Here is a 22,193-nt window from a genome sequence, read left to right as displayed (position 1 = left end):
TAGAAAATGAGCAAAATATTGTGAAATTGGAAACAATAATTGAAATACAGCATTTTAAAATTAAATTTTTACTTCTGATACTAACTGTCTAATTTTGATGTTAAAAGCAGCAAAAATTAAAGTCATGAAAGGACTAATAATATTAAAAAAGGCATAAGGCAAATAATCTATAGTTGAAACCCCTAAAGTTCCAGCATGATAAGCTCCGCAAGTATTCCAAGGTATTAAAACAGAAGAAACAGTTCCTGCATCTTCAAGAGTTCGACTTAAATTTTCTGGTGCTAAACCTTTATTTTTATAAGCTTTTGCGAACATTTTTCCTGGAACTACTATGGCTAAATATTGATCTGATGCCGTTATGTTTAGTGCTAAACAGCTTCCTACGGTTGCTGCAAATAAACCAAAAGTAGTATGCGCTAATTTAAGCAATGATTGACTAATTCTTGACAAAGCACCAATAGCATCCATGACACCACCAAAAACCATTGCACAAAGAATTAACCAAATTGTACCCAGCATTTTTTGCATTCCACCAGAGGTGAAAAGTGTTTCTAATGTTTTATTTTCCGTTGGTACAATTACCTCTGCAGTAATAGCATTCATAATTCCTTTATATGCCGATTGAAAAGTCATTTGTTCTACTCCTGCGATTTGATTAATGATTTGTGGCTGAAAAAATAAAGCAAAAAAGCCAGCTAATAATGTGCCTATTAATAAAGCAATTAATGGTTCTGTTTTTCTAACAATTAAACCAATAACAATTACAGGTACAGCAAATAGCCAAGGTGAGATTGTAAAAGAAGTTTGAATATCTGTTAGTAGTTTGGCTATATCAACATCACCCTTAATATCTACTGATAAACCTAGAATAATAAATAAAATAAGTGTGAGGATATAAGTTGGTATGGTTGTCAATGCCATATAGCGAATATGCGTAAACAAATCTGTTCCGGCCATAGCAGGAGCAAGGTTTGTTGTGTCTGACATTGGTGATAATTTATCTCCAAAATAAGCACCAGAAATTACTGCGCCTGCTACCATTCCTAGATCAAAACCTAAAGCGCCACCTACACCAATTAGTGCAATACCAACCGTAGCACTAGTAGTCCAAGAACTTCCTGTTGCTATAGAAATTATAGAACATATGATTAAAGTAGCCGGTAAAAAAATTGCTGGACTTAGGATTTGTAAACCATAATAAATCATTGAGGGAATGATTCCGCTAATAAGCCAAGTACCGGCCAACGCACCGACCATTAATAATATCAAAATAGCGCCAACGGTAGCTTTAATATTTTCGGCTACTTCTTCCATCATTTTGATAAAAGTAACTTTGTTAAAAAAGCCCACTATTGCAGCCACTGCAGCCCCTAGTAATAAAACAAATTGATTACTGCCGCTTAAAGCTTCATCGCCAAAAACATAAACATTAAAACCTAACATTGTAATAAGTGCCGCAACAGGAATTAAAGCTTCTCCAATTGATAATTCTTTATTTCTGTTAATTTTGGTATCCATTCTATATCGTTTAAGTTTGCAATATAGATAAAAATGTTGCTATGAGCCTAAAGTGAATTTTTGAAAACTCCTATTTCAAATGATCTTTAAACTCTTTTTCAACTCCAAATTATAGATGTAATTTAGTATTATTAGTTTTTGAATTTATGGGATTATTTTAATGTTTTGTAAATAATAGCATTTATATAAAGCATTATTTTTTTTTAAATAATTTCTTTTTTTATAAATTGCTAATGGTCACAGGTAGTGTTCCTTGGCATTCAGAATCTAACAGTAATTGATTGGCTGCTGCTTGTTGAAATTCTTCAAAATCCTGATACATTTGTATAATTCCCAGTGCTGAAGTTACGTTTGGAATGACTTGTAAAACATAAGGATTACCAAAGACATATAAAATACATTTTTTAGATGAAAATATTTTTTTTAAAAATTCTAAAATAGAGTCTTCTAAGTCAAAATTATTTAATGGTTTTGCTTTTGGTACAAACAAGGATATAATTAACGTATCAAACTCTTTTAGATTTTCTTCTAAATTAGTTAAGCTAATTTCGTTTTCAATTTCAAAAGAAAATTCTGGAGAAGATAAATTGGGAGATAAATTTTTAAAAAATGAATTATCACAGTTTTTATAGAGGCTTATTTTGGCTAAACTGTTGTTTGCTTTTGCAGAATAAACAAGGTCTGTATTTTGGTTATCTTTAATTTTAGTAATGCAATTTTGGGCTATTTTTAAATTTAATTCTGAGGTTTTATCAAAATCAAAATTGATAGTGGAGTTTTGTATGAAATTAAAATTTTCATTTAAAATGCCTACTTTTTCTTTACATTTCCACAAACGATTATAGCTTTCTTCAATTCTTTGAGGAGAAGCGTTTTTTAGAATTTCTTGAATTCCTTCTCTAACATTTACTGCAAAGCACAAGATATCGTTTCCAGCATTGAAAGCTTCCCACTCCAATTGCCCTTTCTTTTCATATAAATCAGAAACGCTTCGCATATTAAGTGCATCAGAAATTACTAAACCATCATAATTTAATTGTTTGCGTAAAAGGGTTTCTATAATTGATTTTGATAAAGTTGCAGAAGTGTCTTTTCCTTCATTTAAAGCAGGAACAGCTAAGTGACCAATCATTATCGAATCTACATTATTCTCGATTCCTTTGATAAATGGAACTAGTTCGTTTGCTAATAATTGCTCTAAATTTTCCTCTAAAATGGGTAATCCCAAATGAGAGTCCACATTAGTATTTCCGTGTCCAGGAAAATGTTTGAGGCATCCTAAAACACCCACATCGTTCATTCCTCTAAGATATTCTAAAGCAAAATCACTTACCTTTTCTTTGTTTTCACCAAATGAACGATAGCCAATTACGGGGTTATTTGGATTATTATTGATATCAGCCAAAGGAGCTAAATTATAATGTATTCCAACTGATTTTAGATCTAAACCAATCTGCTTTCCAACTTCGTAAACTAGATGGGATTGCGATTTTGGCAATGCACCAAGAGTAATAGCATAAGGATATTGGGGTGTTTTTTCGACACGCATGGCCAATCCCCATTCGGCATCAATACTCATCAATAGTGGTGTAGGAGCACATTTTTGATAACGAACGATAAGTTCTTTCAAACGCTGGCAACTGTCATCGTTTAGAATTACTTTTTTCTTGGTTTCATAATTGGTAGCGGCACTGGCTCTACTATGAAAAAAAGTTAAACCACCAATATTATGATCTCTTATTAATCGTTCTGTTTCTTGAATATTTTCTTCGGTATCGTTTATAAAAACGGCTGGAAAAAAGAATTGTCCTATTTTTTGTTCTAAAGTCATTGTATTTAATTTAGTAGTGCCAGATAAAATTTTAAAAATTTTCAGCGAAGATTATTATTTTACTACTCATTTTGTATCGTGTTACAGCATTGTAAAAATTTTACAATTTTACATTAGAATTTTGTAGATTTTTTTTAGAACCCTTTTATACCGTTTTCTTACCAAATTCCTTTGGAAAAACTAAAAAACGAGATAATATTAATCCTGGAATAGTTGCCAGGAACACCCAAATAAAGAAATTTCCATATCCTAAATATTCTTGAATATAACCACTTATCATTCCCGGTAGCATCATTCCAAGTGCCATAAATCCAGTCGCAATAGAGTAGTGGGATGTTTTAGATTCGCCATCTGCAACATATATTAAATACATCATAAAAGCAGCAAAACCAAAACCGTAACCAAATTGTTCAATTATTACTACTAAACTGGTATAAGTATTCATTGAATAATCTATGTTTGCATAAGAATTATTTATGACAATGTGCATGACATCTTGTGGCTGAAAATGTGATAATAAAACAAATCCTATTATAGGCAAGTGCATCACTAAAATCATAGGAAGGAGCCATTTTCCTAATCCATCTTTAGAAATAGCAATTCCGCCTAAAATCCCACCAATCGTTAGTGCAATTAATCCTAAAGTTCCATATATAATACCTACATCTTCAGTCTGTAAACCCATTCCACCATTTGCTATTGGATCTACTAAAAAAGGAGTTAGCATTTTTAATAATTGCGATTCTCCTAAACGAAATACAAGAATAAATGCTAGAATTAATCCGATTTGTTTTTTCTTAAAAAAACTGCTGAATACTTTTCCAAAATTTTTCTCTTCCTTTTCGCCTAAAGCAATTGGAAGCTCTGTTTTTGGCGTAGCAAAAAAGTTGTAAAGTGTTAATAATGACATTACAATTCCAACGAAAATCATCGTGTAAGACCATGCCTGAAAATTATTACCAAAGCGATGTTCTAAATAACCTGCTAATAATATAATTAAGCCATTTCCAGTTAGCATTGATGCTCGGTAAAACGTGCTTCGAATTCCTAAAAAGAAAGATTGTTGTTGTTTCTCTAAAGCCAACATGTAAAAGCCATCACTGGCAACATCATTGGATGCCGATGCAAATGCAGCCATCCAAAAAACAGCTAAACTCAGTATGAAAAATTGGCTCGTGGGAATAATAAAACCTACTATTAAAAATGCAATCGAAATTAGTAATTGCATCAATAAAAACCATTTTCTTTTAGTACCATACAAGTCTATAAATGGACTCCATAATGGTTTTATTACCCAAGGTAAATAAAGTAAACTAGTATAAAAACCAATGTCTTCATTGCTTATTCCCAGGTTTTTGTACATTAATACAGAAACGGATATGATTATTACGTAGGGAAATCCAGAAGCAAAATTTAAAACGGGAATCCAATACCAAGGTCTATTATCTGTTTTCATCTAGGGAAATTAAAGTCAGTTAAGTTTATTGTGCAAATTGTAGTTCTGTAGGTTCACTTTCATTACCATAATAGTCTATAAATGTGATCGCATAAGTCGCATTTTTATCAAATTTGTCAGTAGGAATAACAACCTCTACAGTATCACTATTTTGTTTGTAAGCTATTTTATTACTAATTTGAGTGGCATCGTTAATATCAATTTTTATACTGGATGGAGCACTATAAACCATTAGATAACGCACTTTACTATATAAAGGATATTGCACATTAAAACGCGTCGATAGAGAATCTGTAACGATATTAGTTGGTGATGGTACAATGACCATTTTTTTAACAGAATTTGGCACCACTATAGGAAGCGCTGGATATTTATATTGATTTTCTATAAGTAATTTTGTAACACTTTGATTCCTATTTATAAATGATTTAGCGCTAAAAAAAGCATTTCCTTGAATGTTTTTATAGTTTCTTGCATAGTCAATTTGATTTGGAATTTCTTTTGGATTATTCCATCTTTTGTCAGAATCTGCGTTGATTTTATAACTTCCGTTTCCAATATAAACGGCTACATTTTTGGAGTTTTCTGACCACCAGCGTAAGAGTTTTGAATAAGAAGCTTTTGGGTGATCCATACTCCAATACAATTGTGGTATTAAGTAATCAATCCACCTGTATTCCATCCAAGCCATTGGATCTGCAAATAAATCATCATAATTGGTTTGACCAGATTCTGTTTCTGAACCTCTAGAATCTACAGATTTATTGCGCCAAACTCCAAAAGGACTGATTCCGAATTGTACCCAAGGTTTACTGTTTTTTATGGCAATAGCAATGCATCTTACAAAATCGTTTACGTTAGATCGTCTCCAATCTTCTAAGGACATTCCGTCTCCATATTTTATAAAAGAGGCCGCATCGTTAAATTTTTCTCCTGGAACTTTATACGGATAAAAATAATCATCAAAGTGAATAGCATCTATGTCATAATTAGCCACTACTTCTTCAACAACAGCCGTTAGATGGTTTTGAACCTCTGGAAGTGCAGGGTTATAATAATATTTTCCAGCATATTTAATCATCCAATCTGGATGTTTATAAAAATCATGCTCAGGACTTAATTCTTCCGTTTTTAAATTCATTGTTGCACGATACGGATTTAACCAAGCATGAAATTCGAAGCCTCTTTGATGTGCTTCTGTAATCATCCATTCTAATGGATCAAAATAGGGGTTGGGTGCCTTTCCTTCTTTTCCAGTTAAATATTTGGACCAAGGTGCTAATTTTGATGGATAAAAAGCATCGCCTACACTACGAATCTGAACAATGACAGCATTATAATTTAATCTCTTATAAGTATCTAAAATCTCTAAATAATCGGCTTTTTGTTTGGCAACGTTATCTGTGCTCGTTTTTGGCCAGTCTATATTTGCTACCGTTGCAATCCAAACGGCTCTAAATTCATTTTTGGGATGGGCTACCAATTCTTGTGCATTTCCTTTCGAAAAAGAGCATGTAAGAAAGGAAATAACTAAAAGAATGTGCTTGTAATTGTTCATCAGATTTTTATTTATAAAGTAATCAAAATTAGTTTTTTTAGTGAAATTTACCAGAGAAATAGGTTTTATAATTTGACTTATTTTCCTGCTTCAATTTCTTTGCCAAATTAGAGTTGCTCCTGTGTAAAATGTTTAATAATGATTTTAAAATTTATACTTTAAAGAATAATTTATATTTATAAAATCCCCATAAAATTAAACTCCAAAACACTGCGTATCCCACAGCATAAAATAGAGATGCATTTAACGGATCACTAAAAAGAGGAACGATGTTAAAATCGTATATAAATTTTTGAAGATTAATTGGTTCACTCGTTCCATTAGGATTTTCAATTTTGATAGCGCTTAAAGCTCTCGGAATTATTCCAGAAAAGAAAAATACAATCATTGGATTTACACCCCAAACTAAAAATAATTTAGTCCATCTTTTATAATCTGCTACATCAATGATGTAGTATAAAAGTGTTAGGCACAAAGAGGCAATTCCTGCTGTGTATAAAACATAAGAACTACTCCACAATGATTTGTTTATTGGAAAAACAATTCCCCAAATTAGTCCTAGAATTAGCAGAATAATTCCGGCAATGGCTGTTTTTTTAACTATTTCTAATTTTTCAATTGGTTTATTTAAAATCTGACCAATATACATTCCTAAGATTCCCGAGGCTATTGCTGGTAAGGTACTTAAAATCCCTTCTGGATCCCAAGTTTTAGAGGAAGCCCATAAATGACCATTGAGTACTAAATTATCTATCCAAGCAGCTAAGTTGGTCCCTTTTTCTAAATTTGCTGGCCCAAATCCGGGAACAGGGATTAAGGTCATCAGAGCCCAATAAACCAGCAAGATAATGGATGCTATTACAAGTTGTGTTTTAAGATTTGTTTTTAAATATAATAGGGAACTAAAGAAATAAACAATTCCAATTCTTTGTAAAACTCCTGGAATTCTAACGTCTTCATAAGCCGGAATACCACTATAAGCCAAGAATAATAGTATTGCTAATAATAGAAAAACTAAGTACGATTTAATTTTTAAAGTGAAGTTTCCTAAAAGGGCATAAGCTACTGCAAATGTTATTATCAGTCTTGCAATTAATAAAGGAATGCCTTCTAATGATAACACTTCAATTCGACTAAAGAAATTTAAAAATAAACCCAAACAGAAAATGCGTAACGAACGAACCAAAATTTTATTAAAAACGGCATAATCCAACAGTTTTGAAGGCATAGCAAATGGAATTGCTGTTCCCATTATGAAAATAAAAAAGGGGAAAACTAAATCAGTAGGGGTACAGCCGTTCCAGTCGGCATGTTCTAACGGAGGATAAATATGAGACCAACTTCCGGGATTATTTACAATAGTCATCAGTAAAATGGTAAATCCTCTGAAGACATCAAGTGAAATTAAACGTTCTTTTTGCATGGTATTAGTTTGGTTAGTTTTAGTTTTTTTAATACGGGAAAGAAATTTTCCCCATAGATACGGAAGGAATTCCTTTGAGTTTTCCAAAATTTGATTTTCCTCCAGAAACAGTTTCATTAGCCAGAATAGCAAATAGTAACGCTTCTTTAGCATCTCCCGAAATTCCTAAATCATCGGTTTTTGCAAAAGTACAAGGCAATAATTCTTTAAGCCATTGCACTAATAATGGATTGTGTGCACCGCCACCAGACATGTAAATAGTAAATGTTTGAGGATCATAAATACTGGTATTTATTACAAAATGTATAGCCTCGGCAATAGTTTCAGCACTAAAGCGAGTTAATGTTGCTAATAAATCAGAAATTGAAATGTTTGTTGTGTTGCTTTGGGCTTGAGCTTTTTTTACATAATCTATATTAAAAAGTTCTGGACCTGTAGTTTTAGGAAACGACTTTGTAAAAAAATCATGTGATTTTAAACTTTCTAAAAGTGACTCATTTACCGAACCCGTTTTAGCAATTTCTGCATCTTGATCAAATGATTTATTTGGAAAATGAAGTTTTGTAAAGGCATCACTCAAGGTGTTTCCGGTTCCTGTATCGGTTACAAAAACCTCTTCTGGATTACTAGAAGTAGGCAAGTAAGTGAAATTTGAAATTCCGCCCATGTTGAGCATAATTCTATTTTCTCCTTTTTTTGAAAACAGGAAGTAATCACCATAAACGGCTAAAGGTGCGCCTTCGCCGCCCGCGGCAACATGTTTTTGTCTAAAATCAGATACGGTTATAATTCTTGTTTTAACTGCTATATGATCGCCATCTCCAATTTGCAATGTGGCATTTGGGAATTTTTCTTGTTGGTGTAAAATCTTAGGAGCATGAAAAACTGTTTGACCGTGGGATGCGATTAAATCGATTTTATCTGCATCAATTTGCCATTTATTTAAACATTCCAAAATCATATTCGCATGTAGAATACCAATCCATTCATTCAGTAAAACGAGTTTTTGAAAATCAATTGTTTGTTTTGCAAAAACAGATCTGATTTCCAATTTTATGTCTTCGGAATAATCAACAGTTTCAAATTCAATTAATTTTACCTCTGTTTCTTCACCTGAAGCTGAAATTTCACATAAAGCCACATCCAAACCATCTAATGAAGTTCCTGACATCAAACCAATAATTGTACGTGTTGGCTTTTGTGCAATTTGATAAAGAGATTCTATATTTGAATTCATAATTTAAGTAATAAAAATAAAGTCTTTTTTTGACCATGTAAAAAAATAAAGAATATCAACGTTTTGCTTTATTGATTTTTTAAACGCATAATAGATATCTTATTGGGTAAAGTTAAAAGTTTTACATCCGATTATAAAAATTCATGCAATTTAATTTTTAGACTTTACGAAGCTATTTGATAATTGCATCTTGAATTATTTGTTGAATTTCTTCTCTAATTTTTTCTTTTGCTAATTTATTTCCTTCGGCTGTAACTTCAGGATAAGTTCTGTTAGATAGAAAAATATAAACAATTTCGGTTTCTGGATCTACCCAAGCAATATCTCCAGTAAAACCAGTATGACCAAAACTAGCTTTCGATACACAACCACAAGTGGGACCATCTTTTCCTATTCGTTTATCAAAACCTAAGCCTCGTTCTACACCTTCAGCGGCGTAATAAGACGTATTAAAAGCATCGAATGTTGCAGCAGAAAAATATTGAATATTACCATAGTTTCCTTTCTGTAAATAAAGTTGCATCATTTTAGCCACATCCATTGCATTCGAGAAAATTCCGGCATGACCCGCAACTCCACCTTCCATTGCTGCGGCCATATCATGTACATATCCTTGCACCACTTGATGGCGAAAATAAGTATCTATTTCTGATGGTGCGATTTCATTTTTATTGAATTTTGTCAAGGGATTGTAAAGCGTATAATTCATACCAAGGGAACTATAAAAGTTTTTTTGACTCAATACCTCAAGTGGTTGTTTTGTTTTTCGCTCTAAATATTCTTTTAAGATAATGAAGGTAAAATCACTGTATTTGTACTCCTTTTTAATCGATAAAGGACTGTTAGCAATGATTTTCATAATCGTATCATGATAATCATTTCTAATATAGAGATCGTCAGCTACTTTGGTAGAAAATGCAGCGCTTGGAACTTTATGATAATATTTTTCTAATGGTTTATTATTGCTATCCAATGTTGCTTTATAAAACGGAATCCAAGCTTGAAGCCCTGCATAATGGGTCAGTAAATCTTTGAAATTGATGTTTGCTTTATTTGATTTTGCGAAAATTGGTACCATTTTTTTTAATTCTGTATCGAGCGTAACTTTTTTTCGGTCGTATAATTGCATCACGTTTGGAAGCGTCGAAATCATTTTAGAAAGTGAAGCTACATCATATAAATCAGAATTGATTACTTCTTTTGTGCCTTCATAAGTAAGATGCCCGTATGATTTTTGAAAAATAACATTTCCTTTTCGAGCAATTAAAACTTCCATTCCTGGAGTCATTTTACCATCAATTGCTTTTTGTGCGATACCATCTATTTTAGCTAAAATTTTTGGATTTAAGTTTTCATTCTCAGGAGCAGTAAAACCCAAACGATTTAGTTTAGTTGTCGATAAACCATCATTTACACGGAAAGATTTGTTGATCGATACAGGAAGTTTTCCTTTGGCTTCGACCGCACCAAACACTACTTCTGCAGAAACTATTTGACTTATATCAGAGTTTTGGTAGGAGACTACGAGTCCTTCAATAGCATCAAAATCTGAAATAGGAAGTAAGGTGTAAGGTTTAGCAAATACATCTAGAATCACTTTATTGTGCTTTGCAATTTCTTGTAGCCAAAGCATTTCTGTTTCGGTAAAGTCTTGTTTGGCCCAAGTTTTATTTTCTTTATGAAAACCAATAATTACAATGTCGTATTTTTTTAATTCCGTGTTTAGGCTATCAATACTGTTACTTGCCAATTCGGTTACATTGGTATATTTTTTTAGTGTAGACACAAAAGTACTATTAGAATCATCGCCTAATTTTACATAGGCTATTTTTTGACTCAAATCTTTTATAGGAAGAATTTCCTTCTTGTTTTTTAGGACGGTGATTGCATTTTCGTATAATTTGTAATTTAAAGCATCATTTTGAGAAGGGTTGATATCAGCAATAAGATTTTTAATTTCTATTGCTTTATAATTGTTTAAGCCTGCTTTAAATTTGTAACGCAATATTTTTTTGACAGAATGTGCAAGACGTTCTTCGGTAAGAATTCCTTCATTATAATAAGATTCTAATTTTGTCATTGCAACAGGAACATTTTCTGGACCTAACAACATATCATTTCCTGCAAGAAGTACGGCTAACTCAAGATCGCCTGGACCTTTAAAATCCGTAGCGCCCTTCATCGCTAAACCATCGGTTATAATTAAACCATCAAAACCCAATTGATTTTGTAACAAATTCGTAACAATATTATAGGAGGCCGAGGAGGGATAATCAGCTTTAGTTTCTAAACTTGGTATATTAAGATGTCCCACCATCACTGAAACTAAACCTTCATCAAACATTTTTTTATAAGGATACAATTCTACGCTATCAATTCTATCTTTTGAAAATGTTACTAATGGCAACGTGTAATGCGAGTCAGCAGAAGTGTCGCCATGACCTGGAAAGTGTTTCCCAGTACTAAATACACCTTGACTTTGAACCCCTTTCATTAATGCAACCCCTTTATTTGCCACATTAATTTTGCTTTCGCCAAAGGAACGATTTCCTATAATCGGATTTTTAGGGTTGGTATTTATGTCTAGCACAGGACCAAAGTTAAAATGGATTCCCATTCTTTTTGCTTCAGCACCCATTTGTATTCCTACTTTTTCTATTAAATTTAAATCTTGAATGGCTCCTAAGGTCATGTTCCAAGGGAAAACATAAGTAGAATCTAATCTCATACTCAAACCCCATTCGGCATCCAGACCTATAAAAAGAGGAACTTTTGCTTTAGCTTGGTATTCATTTGTTAATTTCGCTTGTCGAACCGGACCGCCTTGAAAAAAAATAATTCCACCCACTTTATAATTCTCTATTAAGTCTTTAACCTTATTTTCATGTATAGAATCTTTATTGGAATATGCAGAAACCATAAAAAGTTGACCAAGTTTTTCTTTGACCGATAATTTATTATAGATGCTATCTACCCAACGTGTTTCAGAATCAGAATCTTTTAAAAAATTTTTTCTTTCTGATTTATTTAAACCCTTATAAACCATAGTATCGTTTCTAAAAGAATCTGTTTTTAAATTCCCTGTTATAGTTGCTTTTTTTGTAGTTGCACAATTGGTAATTAAAAATAGAAACGCAATGTAAAGGCTAATCTTTATAAAGTAATTTTTCATTTAGTTTATTTTAAGCGAATTGCGTACCCATCATTTCTTTTTGATAGACACAATTCATTAGTCAGTAATTTTTATCTTTAGTAGAGCTAAAAGCTTATTTTTTTTGCACTATGAGAACTGGTTATTAATAAACCTAAATAAGTCAACAGTCCGTTGAGTACTATAAGTTCGTTGTCAAATACATATCCAGAAAATAAGGTTCTGGAATACTCATTTATTAAGTACGTAAATAGGGGAGAAAGTAAACAGATATATGGCACTAATCTATCGTTTACATTTCTTGTTTTCTGAAATAAGCCAAAAGCATATAATCCTAACAATGGTCCGTAAGTATAGGATGCTACTCTAAATATCATTCCTACAACTGAGCTGTCATTGATAGAATTAAAAACAAGTATCACCAAGAAAATTAGTGTGGAAAAACTGATGTGAACTAAATGCCTAATGCGGACATTATTTTTCTTTTTTTGATTTTCTTCTTTGTCCATTCCTAAAAAATCGACACAAAAGGAGGTTGTCAAAGCTGTTAAAGCAGAATCTGTAGTGGCAAAAGTAGCTGCAATAATACCAAGTAAAAACACGATTGCCGGAACTATGGAGAGATGATTTAAAGCTATTTCTGGAAAAAGCAAATCGGTTCTTGGTTTGCCAGTAACTAAATCGGTTGGTATTGCTATTCCGTTTTTATTGGCATAAATATAAAGTAAAGCACCAACACTCAAGAAAAAGATATTAATAAGAACAAATATTCCTGTAAAGGTGAACATGTTTTTTTGGGCTTCACCAATATTTTTGCAACTCAGATTTTTTTGCATTAAATCTTGGTCTAAGCCTGTCATAGCGATGGTGACAAACATTCCGCCTAAAATTTGTTTTACAAAATGGAATTTACTTCCTAAGAAATCATCAAAGAAAAATATTTTTGAATAGTTACTGTTTTTTACTTCTTCAAATGCGCCAATGGCACTTAAATCCATACTGTCGCAAATAAAATAGATTGTCAAGAAAACCGATGTTACTAAGAAAAATGTTTGTAAAGTATCGGTAATAATAATTGTTTTTAGTCCACCGCGATATGTATAAGAAAAGATAAGTAGTAGCGAAATTAAAACGGTAACCGCAAAAGGAATTCCGTAGTAATCAAAAACATAACGCTGCAACACAATAACGACTAAGTACAATCTAAAAGCAGAGCTAATGGTTCTACTAATTAAGAATATTGATGCAGCAGTTTTATAACTGTAAAAACCCATTCTTTGCTCAATATAGCTATAAATTGAGGTTAAGTTCATTCTGTAATACAACGGCAATAATAATTTTGTAATTACTATAAAGCCAATAGCATTTCCTATGATGAACTGAAAATATTTAAATTGTTCCCCACTGGCCGCACCAACTTCGCCAGGAACTGATATAAAGGTTACCCCAGAAAGAGCCGTTCCAATCATTCCAAAAGCTACTAAATACCATTTAGAGTTTTTATTCGCTGTAAAAAAAGCTTCATTTCCATCATCTTTCCGACTCACAATATGCGAGATATAAAATAATACTCCGAAGTAAACAAGAATAAGAATTAGGATGGCGCTTGGTGTCATTTTATGTGGTGGTTAGTTTGGTAATTTACAGAGCGTAATAGCTATTTTTGGAATTAATGTTCTAAGTTTTTATTCTCAGCTAATAGAACTGCTCGTACACTTTTGTGTTTGTTTAATAATTCAGAAGCTAATTTTTCATCAATTTTTAGTTCTTCGACAATCATTTCTACACCTCTTTGTACTAGTTTTTTATTAGATAACTGCATGTCTATCATTTTATTACCGTACACTTTTCCTAACTTTATCATTACCGAAGTAGAAATCATATTGAGAACCAGTTTTTGTGAAGTTCCTGCTTTCATACGAGTACTTCCTGTTAGAAATTCTGGACCGACAACAATTTCTATAGGAAAATCAGCTTCTTTAGAAATTAGACTTTCGCTATTGCATGAGATACTTCCGGTGCTAATATTATGTTCGCGAGCCATTTTTAAACCCCCAATAACGTAAGGTGTATTTCCAGAAGCAGCAATACCAATTACAAAATCACTACTGGTTATAGCATGTTTTTTTAAATCCTCCCAAGCTTGATTAAAATCATCTTCGGCATTTTCTACTGCTTTTCTAATTGCGTAATCGCCTCCAGCAATGATACCAATTACTAAATCATGTGAAACTCCGAAGGTAGGAGGACACTCAGAAGCATCTAAAATACCTATTCTTCCAGAAGTTCCTGCACCAATGTAAAATAAGCGTCCGCCTTTTTGCATTTTAATTACAATGGCATCTACTAGTTTTTCGATATTCGGAATTTGTTTTTTTATCACGCTTGAAACCTTCTTGTCCTCCGCATTTATTCCCATGAGTATTTCCTCAGTACTCATTTTTTCTAGATTAGCGTACAGTGATTCTTGTTCGGTATCAGGATTGTTTTTAGCCATTTTTTTATTTTTTAAAGGATCATTGTCATTCTAGTAATTCGAGGTCGACATTAATTAATTTTTTATTTAATAGATAAGATACTTCGCTCTCATTTTTTTAAATGAAGCTAAATCTTTTTGCCAACTCTCTCTTATCTTATTTTCAGGAACACCATTTTCTATTTGTTGTTGTAGATTTTTGGATCCAGCTAATTTTGTAAAAAAAGCATTGAAGAATTTAGTTTTATCAGTTGTATTTTGATACGCTTTGATAAGCCATTTAAGTTCTAATTGTGTCAGTTTTTTATTAGATGATAAATCTTCTCCAAAGCATTCTTTACCATTATGCATGGGATCTTTAGCTCCAAAATTTGGTTTTGGAGTAAAAGTATAATCAAAGTACTGTTTGGTTAAAAAAGGCGAACCATAAATTTGGAATTGCTTCTCTGTTCCGCGTCCTACACTTACATTGGTACCTTCAAAAAGACATAAACTAGCGTATAAATTAATAGCTTGATCGTTTGGTAAATTAGGAGAAGGTTTTATGGGTAAACTGTAAGACATTGTATGTTTGTAGTTAAGGCAAGGTATTACAGTTAGTTTGCATTGAGCAGCATTTTTAAGCCATTTTTGACCATTAATCATTTGGCCATATTCTCCAATTGTCATTCCATGAAGCAACGGAATAGGGTGCATGCCAACAAAACTTGAAAAATCTTTTTCTAAAAGTGGACCATCAATAATAGCTCCATTTGGATTAGGTCTGTCGAGTATTATTAATGGAATTCCATTTTCAGCGCAAGCTTCCATTACATAATGTAAAGAAGAAATATAAGTATAAAAACGAGCGCCAACATCTTGTAAATCAAATACCATTACATCAAGTGTGGCTAATTGATCTTTCTTAGGTTTTTTATTATCGCCATAAAGCGAAATAATAGGTAATCCTGTTTTAGCATCTTTACCATCAACTACATGTTCGCCAGCATCTGCAGTTCCTCTAAAACCGTGTTCGGGTGCAAAAATAGTTTGAATATTTATTTTTTTCTCAACCAAAAAATCGACAACATGTGTCTTATCACTTAAAATCCCAGTTTGATTGGTAACGATTCCAACTTTTTTGTTCTTTAATAAAGGAAGGTATTTCTCAAAATTATCTGCACCAGTCTTGATCGTTTGGGTTTTAATTTCTATATCAATTTTAGCTGTATTTATACCAAGAGAGTTGCTGTAAGTTGTTAGGCAACTTAAAGCAAATGTGATAGCTATACTTCTTTTTATAAATTTGATCATTTTAAACAGGAGTTTATTGTTGGTAAGCTTAAATTTTAAGTAAAAGTAACTTTTATACTTAATAATTCCTTTTTCATACAGCTTAAAGGATTACAGTTATGGATACAGTGAACTAGTTAAACGAGAATTAATGAGTTTTTTTATCGTTTAATTAATTTATAAAAGAGCAATATTTATATAACTAGCTCTAGGTTTGATCTCTAGAGCTAGTTAATTTATAGTATTACCAACCTGGATTTTGTTTTAATTCTACTCCCTCAGCAAGGAATAAACTAATATCATTTGTTGGGATGGCTGATAAGTAGTGCTTTGGTGCGATAAAAGTTCTAGAAACAGTGTAGGGTATCACGTAACCGTTTGCATCGACTTTTGTTTTAGACGCAGTTCCTATTAATGAAGGAATTCTTGCTCCTAATAATACATCTGGATTTTTGGTACCGTCAAGATAATCTCCTTTTTTCCAACGTAAAATATCTGCTTTTCTAAGACTGGTCCAGCTCATGAATTCTAATCTGCGTTCGCGGCGTATTTCCCAAATAAGTGGACTTACAACTCCCGATATCTGCTCTAAAGCGGATGTTCTCTGAGGATCGTTAATTTGTATTCCGCCCACTGATGCATTAGAGCCATCTGTAGTCAAGGTAGCAATACCAGCGCGTGCTTTAACTTTATTGATTGATAAATTAAGATCTGCATTGGTCGCTGTTCCAAGTTCTGCACAAGCTTCTGCATAATTTAAATAAACTTCACTTAAAGTGAATATGGGAGCGTCAATTTGGTTTTGACCAATAGTTGTCACCTCAGTCCCAGTGGCAGCAGGATTATTATACAATTGAAATACATAACCCGTAATTGATGTTAATCCGTTTAAGGGTTTGTCAGAATAGGCATAATCAACATTTCCAAAAGCTTTAGCAAAACGAGGATCTCTATTTGCAAATACATTTGTAATCGTATTATCTCCAAGATATTCAGCATTTCCTCCGATTTGTTTTACCGGTAAACCATTTATTGTTGTATAACTTTCTGCTGCAAATTTTGATAAACCACTTTGTACGGTAGAAGTATTAGTGTAGGCTTGAATAGAGTTACCCAACACACCTCTAAGGTATCTTTTGCCTAAAATTACTTCGGTGTTATTTAGTAATTCTAAAGAATTATATAACGATTTCCAATCGGGATTTAATTTATATGCCGCATTATTCATAACTGCCAATGCCGCATCTTTAGCTTTTTGAAGGTATTGAGTTCCTGGTTGTGCAAGATTGTATTTTCTATTAGTTCCTTCGTAAAGCGCTACTCTACTTAATAAAGCATAAGCAGTATATTTATTTACAGTAATGTTTTTATCATCAATAGGGAGCATCAAAGTTGTTGCTTCCTCTAGATCTTTAATCACATTATTAATTACTTCAGCTCTGCTAAGTGCTGGTTTATACACTTTAGCGTCATCTTGATTTAAGTAGGCATCAGTATAAGGAACGTCACCAAATTCTTGTGCTAAGCGGAAATAACTAAAAGCTCTAAAAAATTTTGCAACCCCTAAATAGTGGTTTTTCTTGGCTTCCTCCATAGAGACAGCAGGCACTCTTTCAAGCATTAAGTTACAACGACGAATCAAAGTGTAATATGAATTCCAGTTTGCGTTGGTTGCATTAGCAGTAGTATTGAATGTAGTAAAAACATTCATCGCTAAATTATCATCAAAATTATTTGAATTATGAAAATAAAAATCAGCAGTTGTTCCTGAATTATTTCCGTATCCTAAAAAGGTATCATAATTTAACCAAGAATAGGTTTTAACATTGTTTTCAGAGGTCCAAAAATTACTATCTGTAAATATATCTTTTGGTGGTGTGTCTAGAAAATCCGAGCAGCTAAAAGACAGTCCTGCTAGTGAAAGGGCAAGAACGGATAGCTTTATCTTAGCGTTTATTTTTAAATTTCTCATTTTCTTTAATTTTTAATTTAATTTTTAAAATGCAACTTGAATACCTACCGACCATGTTTTAGAATAAGGGAAAGTTCTTCCCCAAGTCGCCTCAGATTCATTAATTTCTGGATCTACAGGTAAATTACCATCTTTAAAAGTCAATAGATTAAGACCAGAAACATAATATCTAAATTTGTCTACACCAATTTTTTTAGTCAATGTTTTAGGTAAAGTGTAACCAACAGTTAAACTTTTTAATCTTAAATAAGCCATGTTTAGCAAGTATCTAGATTGAGCTACAAAGTTGTTAGAGCCCGGAGCGTAGGTTCCAAAAGCATTAGCATCATGTTTTGGGTATGGATTAGGGTAATAAGCATCTGTATTATCGGGTGTCCAATAATCATTCATATTAGCATACATCGCATCTGTTCTACTGTAAAATGGCAACACTAAATCAGAAGTAGCCCAATATTGTCTTTCGCCAACTCCTTGAAAGAAAGCATCGATATCAAATCCGTAAACATTTCCACCAAGACGTATTCCATATTGGTATTTAGGAGTTGCATTTCCAATAACACTTAAATCTCCAGAATCATCTGCTGTTCCTTTACCTCTTGTAATCTTTCCGTTTCCGTCAAGGTCTTTGTACATAACATCTCCTGCACCATATTTAAAGGTACCAGAACGAACATCTTTATAATCAACACCATTTACAATTAATCCAGTAGCATCTATAACATCAGAAGATTGTATTAGTCTTTCTGTGGTTAAACCCCAGATTTCACCAATTTTTTGTCCTGCATAAAAAGAGCCTAATAGTTTAGAAGAGTTATTCCACTCGGTCACCTCAGTTGTATAATCGGATAGTGTTAGATCTGCATAAACACCAATGTTTTTGGTGATTTCTTTATTAAAATTAACTCCTAATTCCCATCCTCTAGTTCTAAGATTTCCAGAGTTGGTATTAGCAGCTGCTTGACCAAAAGAACCTGGAAGCGTTTTCCCTGGAGACAAAACTCCTTTGGTATCTCTTTGATAATAATCAAATGTCAAACCTAACATGTTGAATACTCTTACATCTAATCCAATATCTTGAGTCGTTACTTTTTCCCATGTCAAATTTGCATCGACATTACTTGGTAATGATACTGAAGGGGGTACAGTAGATCCACTTCCTAACCAAGTAGGATTTGAATTGGTCATAATTGGTAAAAAGGCATTGTTGGCAATGTTTTGATTTCCAATAGATCCGATGGATGCACGTACTTTTAAATCATTTAACCAACTGCGTGTACTTTCCATAAATTTCTCGTTTGAAATTCTATATCCAACAGATGCTGAAGGGAAAAATCCCCATTGCTCTTGTGTTGGAAATTTTGACGAACCATCATAACGACCATTCAATTCTAATAAATATCTTCCATCATAATCATAATTAACTCTAGCGAAGAATCCTGCTATAGCATACTGCGACAATCCAGGATTAAGGGTTGAATTAGAAGAAAGGGGTGAGGTAAATTGATCCCCAATGGCTAGGTTAAATTCGGGTTTGTTTTTATCCAACAATGTATTTCTTCGAGCATAAGTTCTTTCAAATGATTGCCATTCTGAGTTTAATCCACCTAAAACTTTAAAGTTGTGTACGCTATTTAGTGTTTTAGAATAATTGGCATAAACGTTTGCTACATTAATGATGTAAGAAGACTTTGCTTGAGCAACAAAATCATTCCCAGATTCCATCATTGTTGGTATTCCAGCTACTAAATCGGCAGCACTTGTCCACCAATCCCATAACGGAATTTGCCCACCATTCATTTTATTACTTAGGTAATTGTTATCTACACTGTATTCACCAATTATATTAAAGTTTTTTGTAACCTGAGCAGTCAATTTAGCACTGATTCGAGTGTCATTTTCAACTCTTTCATTCATTGACGCATTATTCATATAACCTGGTGCATGACGAAAAGAAACACCTTTGTAAGTACCGTAAGGAAAATAAGATCCCCAACGCATATAATAACCAAAATATCCATTACCAGCCGTATCTAATCCGCTATTGTAATAGTTAAATGGTGAGTCGTATTTCTGGATGGAAGAAAGGATTTTGAAATCTCCTGTTAACCAATCTGCTAATTGGGTACTCATACCCATATTTAGGTTAATCCTTTGATTTGTTTCGGTATTAATATTCATAACTCCTTGTTGATTGGCCACTCCTAAGGAAACTATAAAGGAACTTTTTTCGGATAAAGAACCTTGTGCAGAAAAGTTATGATAAGATTGAATTGCATTCTTTTTAAGCATTTCTTTATGCGGATCCCAAACTCTATAAAAATATTCTTTTCCACCAATAACTTCAAAATCTTCGCCTAAAATCATGTTTTTATCATTACTATTTCGTGATGAAGCATATTTTTGTTGCCAATTTATAATTCCTGGTAGTAATGTTTTATAATTCATTCCAAACGATTCTGGATTTGCATTTCCTGCGCGTTCCTGTGCCTGAATCATAGCTGGAAGTTCTACAGTAGGATCATTAAACTCAATTAGAGAGATAGGATTGCTCCAACCGTAATTATTACTATATGAAAAACGAACTTTTCCTTTAGAATCTTTCCCATTTTTAGTCGTAATTAAGATTACACCAAAAGCGGCACGAGCACCATAGATAGAAGCCGATGCTGCATCTTTTAAAACCGACATAGAGGCTACATCTTCTGGATTTATCAAAGACATATCAGACGGGACACCATCTACTAATACTAAAGGAGATCCAGTTGCAGTACCATTTATAATTGTTCCGGCTCCACGAATGTTTATATTAGAAGATTTACCAATATTACCAGAATTAAAAGTAATGTTTAAACCAGGAGTTGTACCCTGAAGTCCTTTACTTATGTCAGTTAGAGGTTTGCTACCAAGCGCTCTTTCAACATCTACTTTTGCAACTGCACCTGTTAAGTTTGCTTTTTTCTGAGAGGCAAAACCAACCACTACAACTTCATCTAAATTTAATGTGTTTTCTAAGAGAGCAACATTTACTGTTTGTTGTTGCGCAATTTTAACTTCTTTCGTGGTAAAGCCCATATAACTAAAAACAAGAACATCATTTACGGATGCATTGATTAGATATTGTCCGTCCATGTCCGTAACACTGCTTTTTGTTGTGCCTTTAATTAGAACTGTGGCACCCGGAATTGGGATTCCATCTGCATTGTTTGTAATAGTTCCAGAAATTGTTTTCGTTTGTGCAAATGTCAATTGTACTAAAAAAAACAATAATGAAATCAGCAATGATTTTTTCATAATTATTTGGTTTTTTTATGGTTATAGTACAAATATATTTAAACGCACTGTATTTTTGCAACATTTTTCGAATTATTTTAATATTTTTGTCGAATAACGCAAGATAACGCATAATTTTGTTGTTATTTTATAATTATTTTGCTAACTTATGATAGGATATAACTTATATTAAATCAAATATTTTATACATTTGCCTCCTATCTACAAAAAAGAATATGTTAAAAGCAGAAAGACATAATTACATAAAAACTAAACTTGCTGAGGAGCATCGTGTTAGTACTATTGAATTAGCTTTAGATTTGGGAATTTCAGAGGATTCTATTAGGAGAGATTTGAATAAACTACATGAAAAAGGCGCGCTTGAAAAAGTATATGGTGGCGCAATTCCTATTACTGAAAAAAACAAAAGTGTTTTTGATATTGTGATAACTAATGAAGACAAGAAGAAGAAAATAGGTTATAAGGCATTGTCTTTATTACATGATGGGCAAGTGATCATAATGAGTGGTGGTACTACTAACTTAGTTTTTTCAAAACTCATTCCAACAATGTTAAAGGCGACAATATATACCTATAGTTTGCCTATAGCGATGCAATTATCGCAATACCCTAACATTGATTTGATTTTTATTGGTGGTAAAATGCAAAAGAATGCAATGGTTACTATTGGTATTGATGTTTTGCAGGTTCTTTCAAAAATTAAAGCAGACATTTGTTTTATGGGGGTTAGTAGTATCGATATAAAGCAAGGACTTACTGAAGAAGGATATGAGGTTTCGGTTGTCAAAAAAGCAATGATAGAATCATCAGATAAGGTGATAGCAATGTTTACTTCGGATAAATTGAATACTAAAAAAGCACATGTTGTTTGTGATTTAAGTAAGTTAGATACCATTGTGACCGATTTAGATCCAGAGGAGATCAAACTAGAAGAGTTTAAAAAATCAGGTGTTTCTATTATCTAATTGTATCTAATTAATTTTGCGTTTTTATGCGTTATTTTGTTTT

13 protein-coding genes are annotated in these 22,193 nt (G+C 32.7%); 1 reads left to right on the top strand and 12 read right to left on the bottom strand.

Going from position 1 to position 22,193, the window contains the following annotated elements; genetic code table 11:
- Nucleotides 1-60 precede the first annotated feature (60 nt).
- The 12 genes from nhaC to MW871_RS11420 form a co-directional block, all read right to left on the bottom strand.
- Entirely contained in the window at nt 61-1,518 is a 1,458-nt protein-coding gene (gene nhaC, locus MW871_RS11475; RefSeq protein ID WP_248428634.1) for a Na+/H+ antiporter NhaC, read from the bottom strand.
- 220 nt (nt 1,519-1,738) lie between these two features.
- Complete coding sequence (locus MW871_RS11470; RefSeq protein WP_248428632.1) at nt 1,739-3,349, bottom strand: glycoside hydrolase family 3 protein; 1,611 nt, start codon at nt 3,347-3,349, stop codon at nt 1,739-1,741.
- Nucleotides 3,350-3,494: 145 nt separating this feature from the next.
- On the bottom strand, nt 3,495-4,805 hold the full coding sequence (locus MW871_RS11465; protein WP_248428630.1) for an MFS transporter: 1,311 nt from the start codon (nt 4,803-4,805) through the stop codon (nt 3,495-3,497).
- A 25-nt stretch (nt 4,806-4,830) separates the two neighbouring features.
- Complete coding sequence (locus MW871_RS11460; RefSeq protein WP_248428628.1) at nt 4,831-6,363, bottom strand: glycoside hydrolase family 10-like protein; 1,533 nt, start codon at nt 6,361-6,363, stop codon at nt 4,831-4,833.
- Nucleotides 6,364-6,514: 151 nt separating this feature from the next.
- Nucleotides 6,515-7,786, bottom strand: a complete 1,272-nt coding sequence (locus MW871_RS11455; protein WP_248428626.1) for an acyltransferase family protein — start codon at nt 7,784-7,786, stop codon at nt 6,515-6,517.
- A gap of 28 nt (nt 7,787-7,814) precedes the next feature.
- Nucleotides 7,815-9,023 carry an anhydro-N-acetylmuramic acid kinase gene (locus MW871_RS11450; RefSeq protein WP_248428624.1) on the bottom strand — a complete coding sequence of 403 codons (1,209 nt, stop codon included), beginning with the start codon at nt 9,021-9,023 and terminating at the stop codon, nt 7,815-7,817.
- Between the two features lie 172 nt (nt 9,024-9,195).
- Nucleotides 9,196-12,195 carry a serine hydrolase domain-containing protein gene (locus tag MW871_RS11445; protein WP_248428622.1) on the bottom strand — a complete coding sequence of 1,000 codons (3,000 nt, stop codon included), beginning with the start codon at nt 12,193-12,195 and terminating at the stop codon, nt 9,196-9,198.
- A gap of 86 nt (nt 12,196-12,281) precedes the next feature.
- The gene (locus MW871_RS11440) at nt 12,282-13,790 is read right to left on the bottom strand and encodes a sodium:solute symporter (RefSeq protein ID WP_248428620.1); all 1,509 of its coding nucleotides are present in this window, start codon (nt 13,788-13,790) and stop codon (nt 12,282-12,284) included.
- A gap of 53 nt (nt 13,791-13,843) precedes the next feature.
- Nucleotides 13,844-14,671, bottom strand: coding sequence for an N-acetylmuramic acid 6-phosphate etherase (gene murQ, locus MW871_RS11435; protein ID WP_210646065.1), 828 nt, complete (start codon nt 14,669-14,671; stop codon nt 13,844-13,846).
- 66 nt (nt 14,672-14,737) lie between these two features.
- Nucleotides 14,738-15,943, bottom strand: a complete 1,206-nt coding sequence (locus MW871_RS11430; RefSeq protein WP_248428618.1) for an exo-beta-N-acetylmuramidase NamZ family protein — start codon at nt 15,941-15,943, stop codon at nt 14,738-14,740.
- Between the two features lie 223 nt (nt 15,944-16,166).
- Nucleotides 16,167-17,894 carry a RagB/SusD family nutrient uptake outer membrane protein gene (locus MW871_RS11425; RefSeq protein WP_188050740.1) on the bottom strand — a complete coding sequence of 576 codons (1,728 nt, stop codon included), beginning with the start codon at nt 17,892-17,894 and terminating at the stop codon, nt 16,167-16,169.
- Nucleotides 17,895-17,918: 24 nt separating this feature from the next.
- Nucleotides 17,919-21,185, bottom strand: coding sequence for a SusC/RagA family TonB-linked outer membrane protein (locus MW871_RS11420; RefSeq protein ID WP_248428617.1), 3,267 nt, complete (start codon nt 21,183-21,185; stop codon nt 17,919-17,921).
- A 215-nt stretch (nt 21,186-21,400) separates the two neighbouring features.
- Here MW871_RS11420 and MW871_RS11415 point away from each other — a divergent pair, with 215 nt between their 5' ends.
- Complete coding sequence (locus MW871_RS11415; RefSeq protein ID WP_248428616.1) at nt 21,401-22,150, top strand: DeoR/GlpR family DNA-binding transcription regulator; 750 nt, start codon at nt 21,401-21,403, stop codon at nt 22,148-22,150.
- The last annotated feature ends 43 nt before the right edge of the window (nt 22,151-22,193 follow it).

Origin of the sequence: Flavobacterium pygoscelis (assembly GCF_023162025.1) — a bacterium.
Classification (GTDB): domain Bacteria; phylum Bacteroidota; class Bacteroidia; order Flavobacteriales; family Flavobacteriaceae; genus Flavobacterium; species Flavobacterium pygoscelis.
Note: the sequence above shows the minus strand (reverse complement) of the source record. Positions and strands in the feature narration are given on the sequence as shown.

Excerpts from the sequence above, each read along its gene's own strand:
- MW871_RS11455 (WP_248428626.1), bottom strand. The coding sequence starts at position 7,786 with ATGCAAAAAGAACGTTTAATTTCACTTGATGTCTTCAGAGGATTTACC.
- MW871_RS11450 (WP_248428624.1), bottom strand. The coding sequence starts at position 9,023 with ATGAATTCAAATATAGAATCTCTTTATCAAATTGCACAAAAGCCAACA.
- MW871_RS11415 (WP_248428616.1), top strand. The coding sequence starts at position 21,401 with ATGTTAAAAGCAGAAAGACATAATTACATAAAAACTAAACTTGCTGAG.
- murQ (WP_210646065.1), bottom strand. The coding sequence starts at position 14,671 with ATGGCTAAAAACAATCCTGATACCGAACAAGAATCACTGTACGCTAAT.
- MW871_RS11420 (WP_248428617.1), bottom strand. The coding sequence starts at position 21,185 with ATGAAAAAATCATTGCTGATTTCATTATTGTTTTTTTTAGTACAATTG.
- nhaC (WP_248428634.1), bottom strand. The coding sequence starts at position 1,518 with ATGGATACCAAAATTAACAGAAATAAAGAATTATCAATTGGAGAAGCT.
- MW871_RS11440 (WP_248428620.1), bottom strand. The coding sequence starts at position 13,790 with ATGACACCAAGCGCCATCCTAATTCTTATTCTTGTTTACTTCGGAGTA.
- MW871_RS11425 (WP_188050740.1), bottom strand. The coding sequence starts at position 17,894 with ATGAGAAATTTAAAAATAAACGCTAAGATAAAGCTATCCGTTCTTGCC.
- MW871_RS11445 (WP_248428622.1), bottom strand. The coding sequence starts at position 12,195 with ATGAAAAATTACTTTATAAAGATTAGCCTTTACATTGCGTTTCTATTT.
- MW871_RS11470 (WP_248428632.1), bottom strand. The coding sequence starts at position 3,349 with ATGACTTTAGAACAAAAAATAGGACAATTCTTTTTTCCAGCCGTTTTT.
- MW871_RS11460 (WP_248428628.1), bottom strand. The coding sequence starts at position 6,363 with ATGAACAATTACAAGCACATTCTTTTAGTTATTTCCTTTCTTACATGC.
- MW871_RS11465 (WP_248428630.1), bottom strand. The coding sequence starts at position 4,805 with ATGAAAACAGATAATAGACCTTGGTATTGGATTCCCGTTTTAAATTTT.
- MW871_RS11430 (WP_248428618.1), bottom strand. The coding sequence starts at position 15,943 with ATGATCAAATTTATAAAAAGAAGTATAGCTATCACATTTGCTTTAAGT.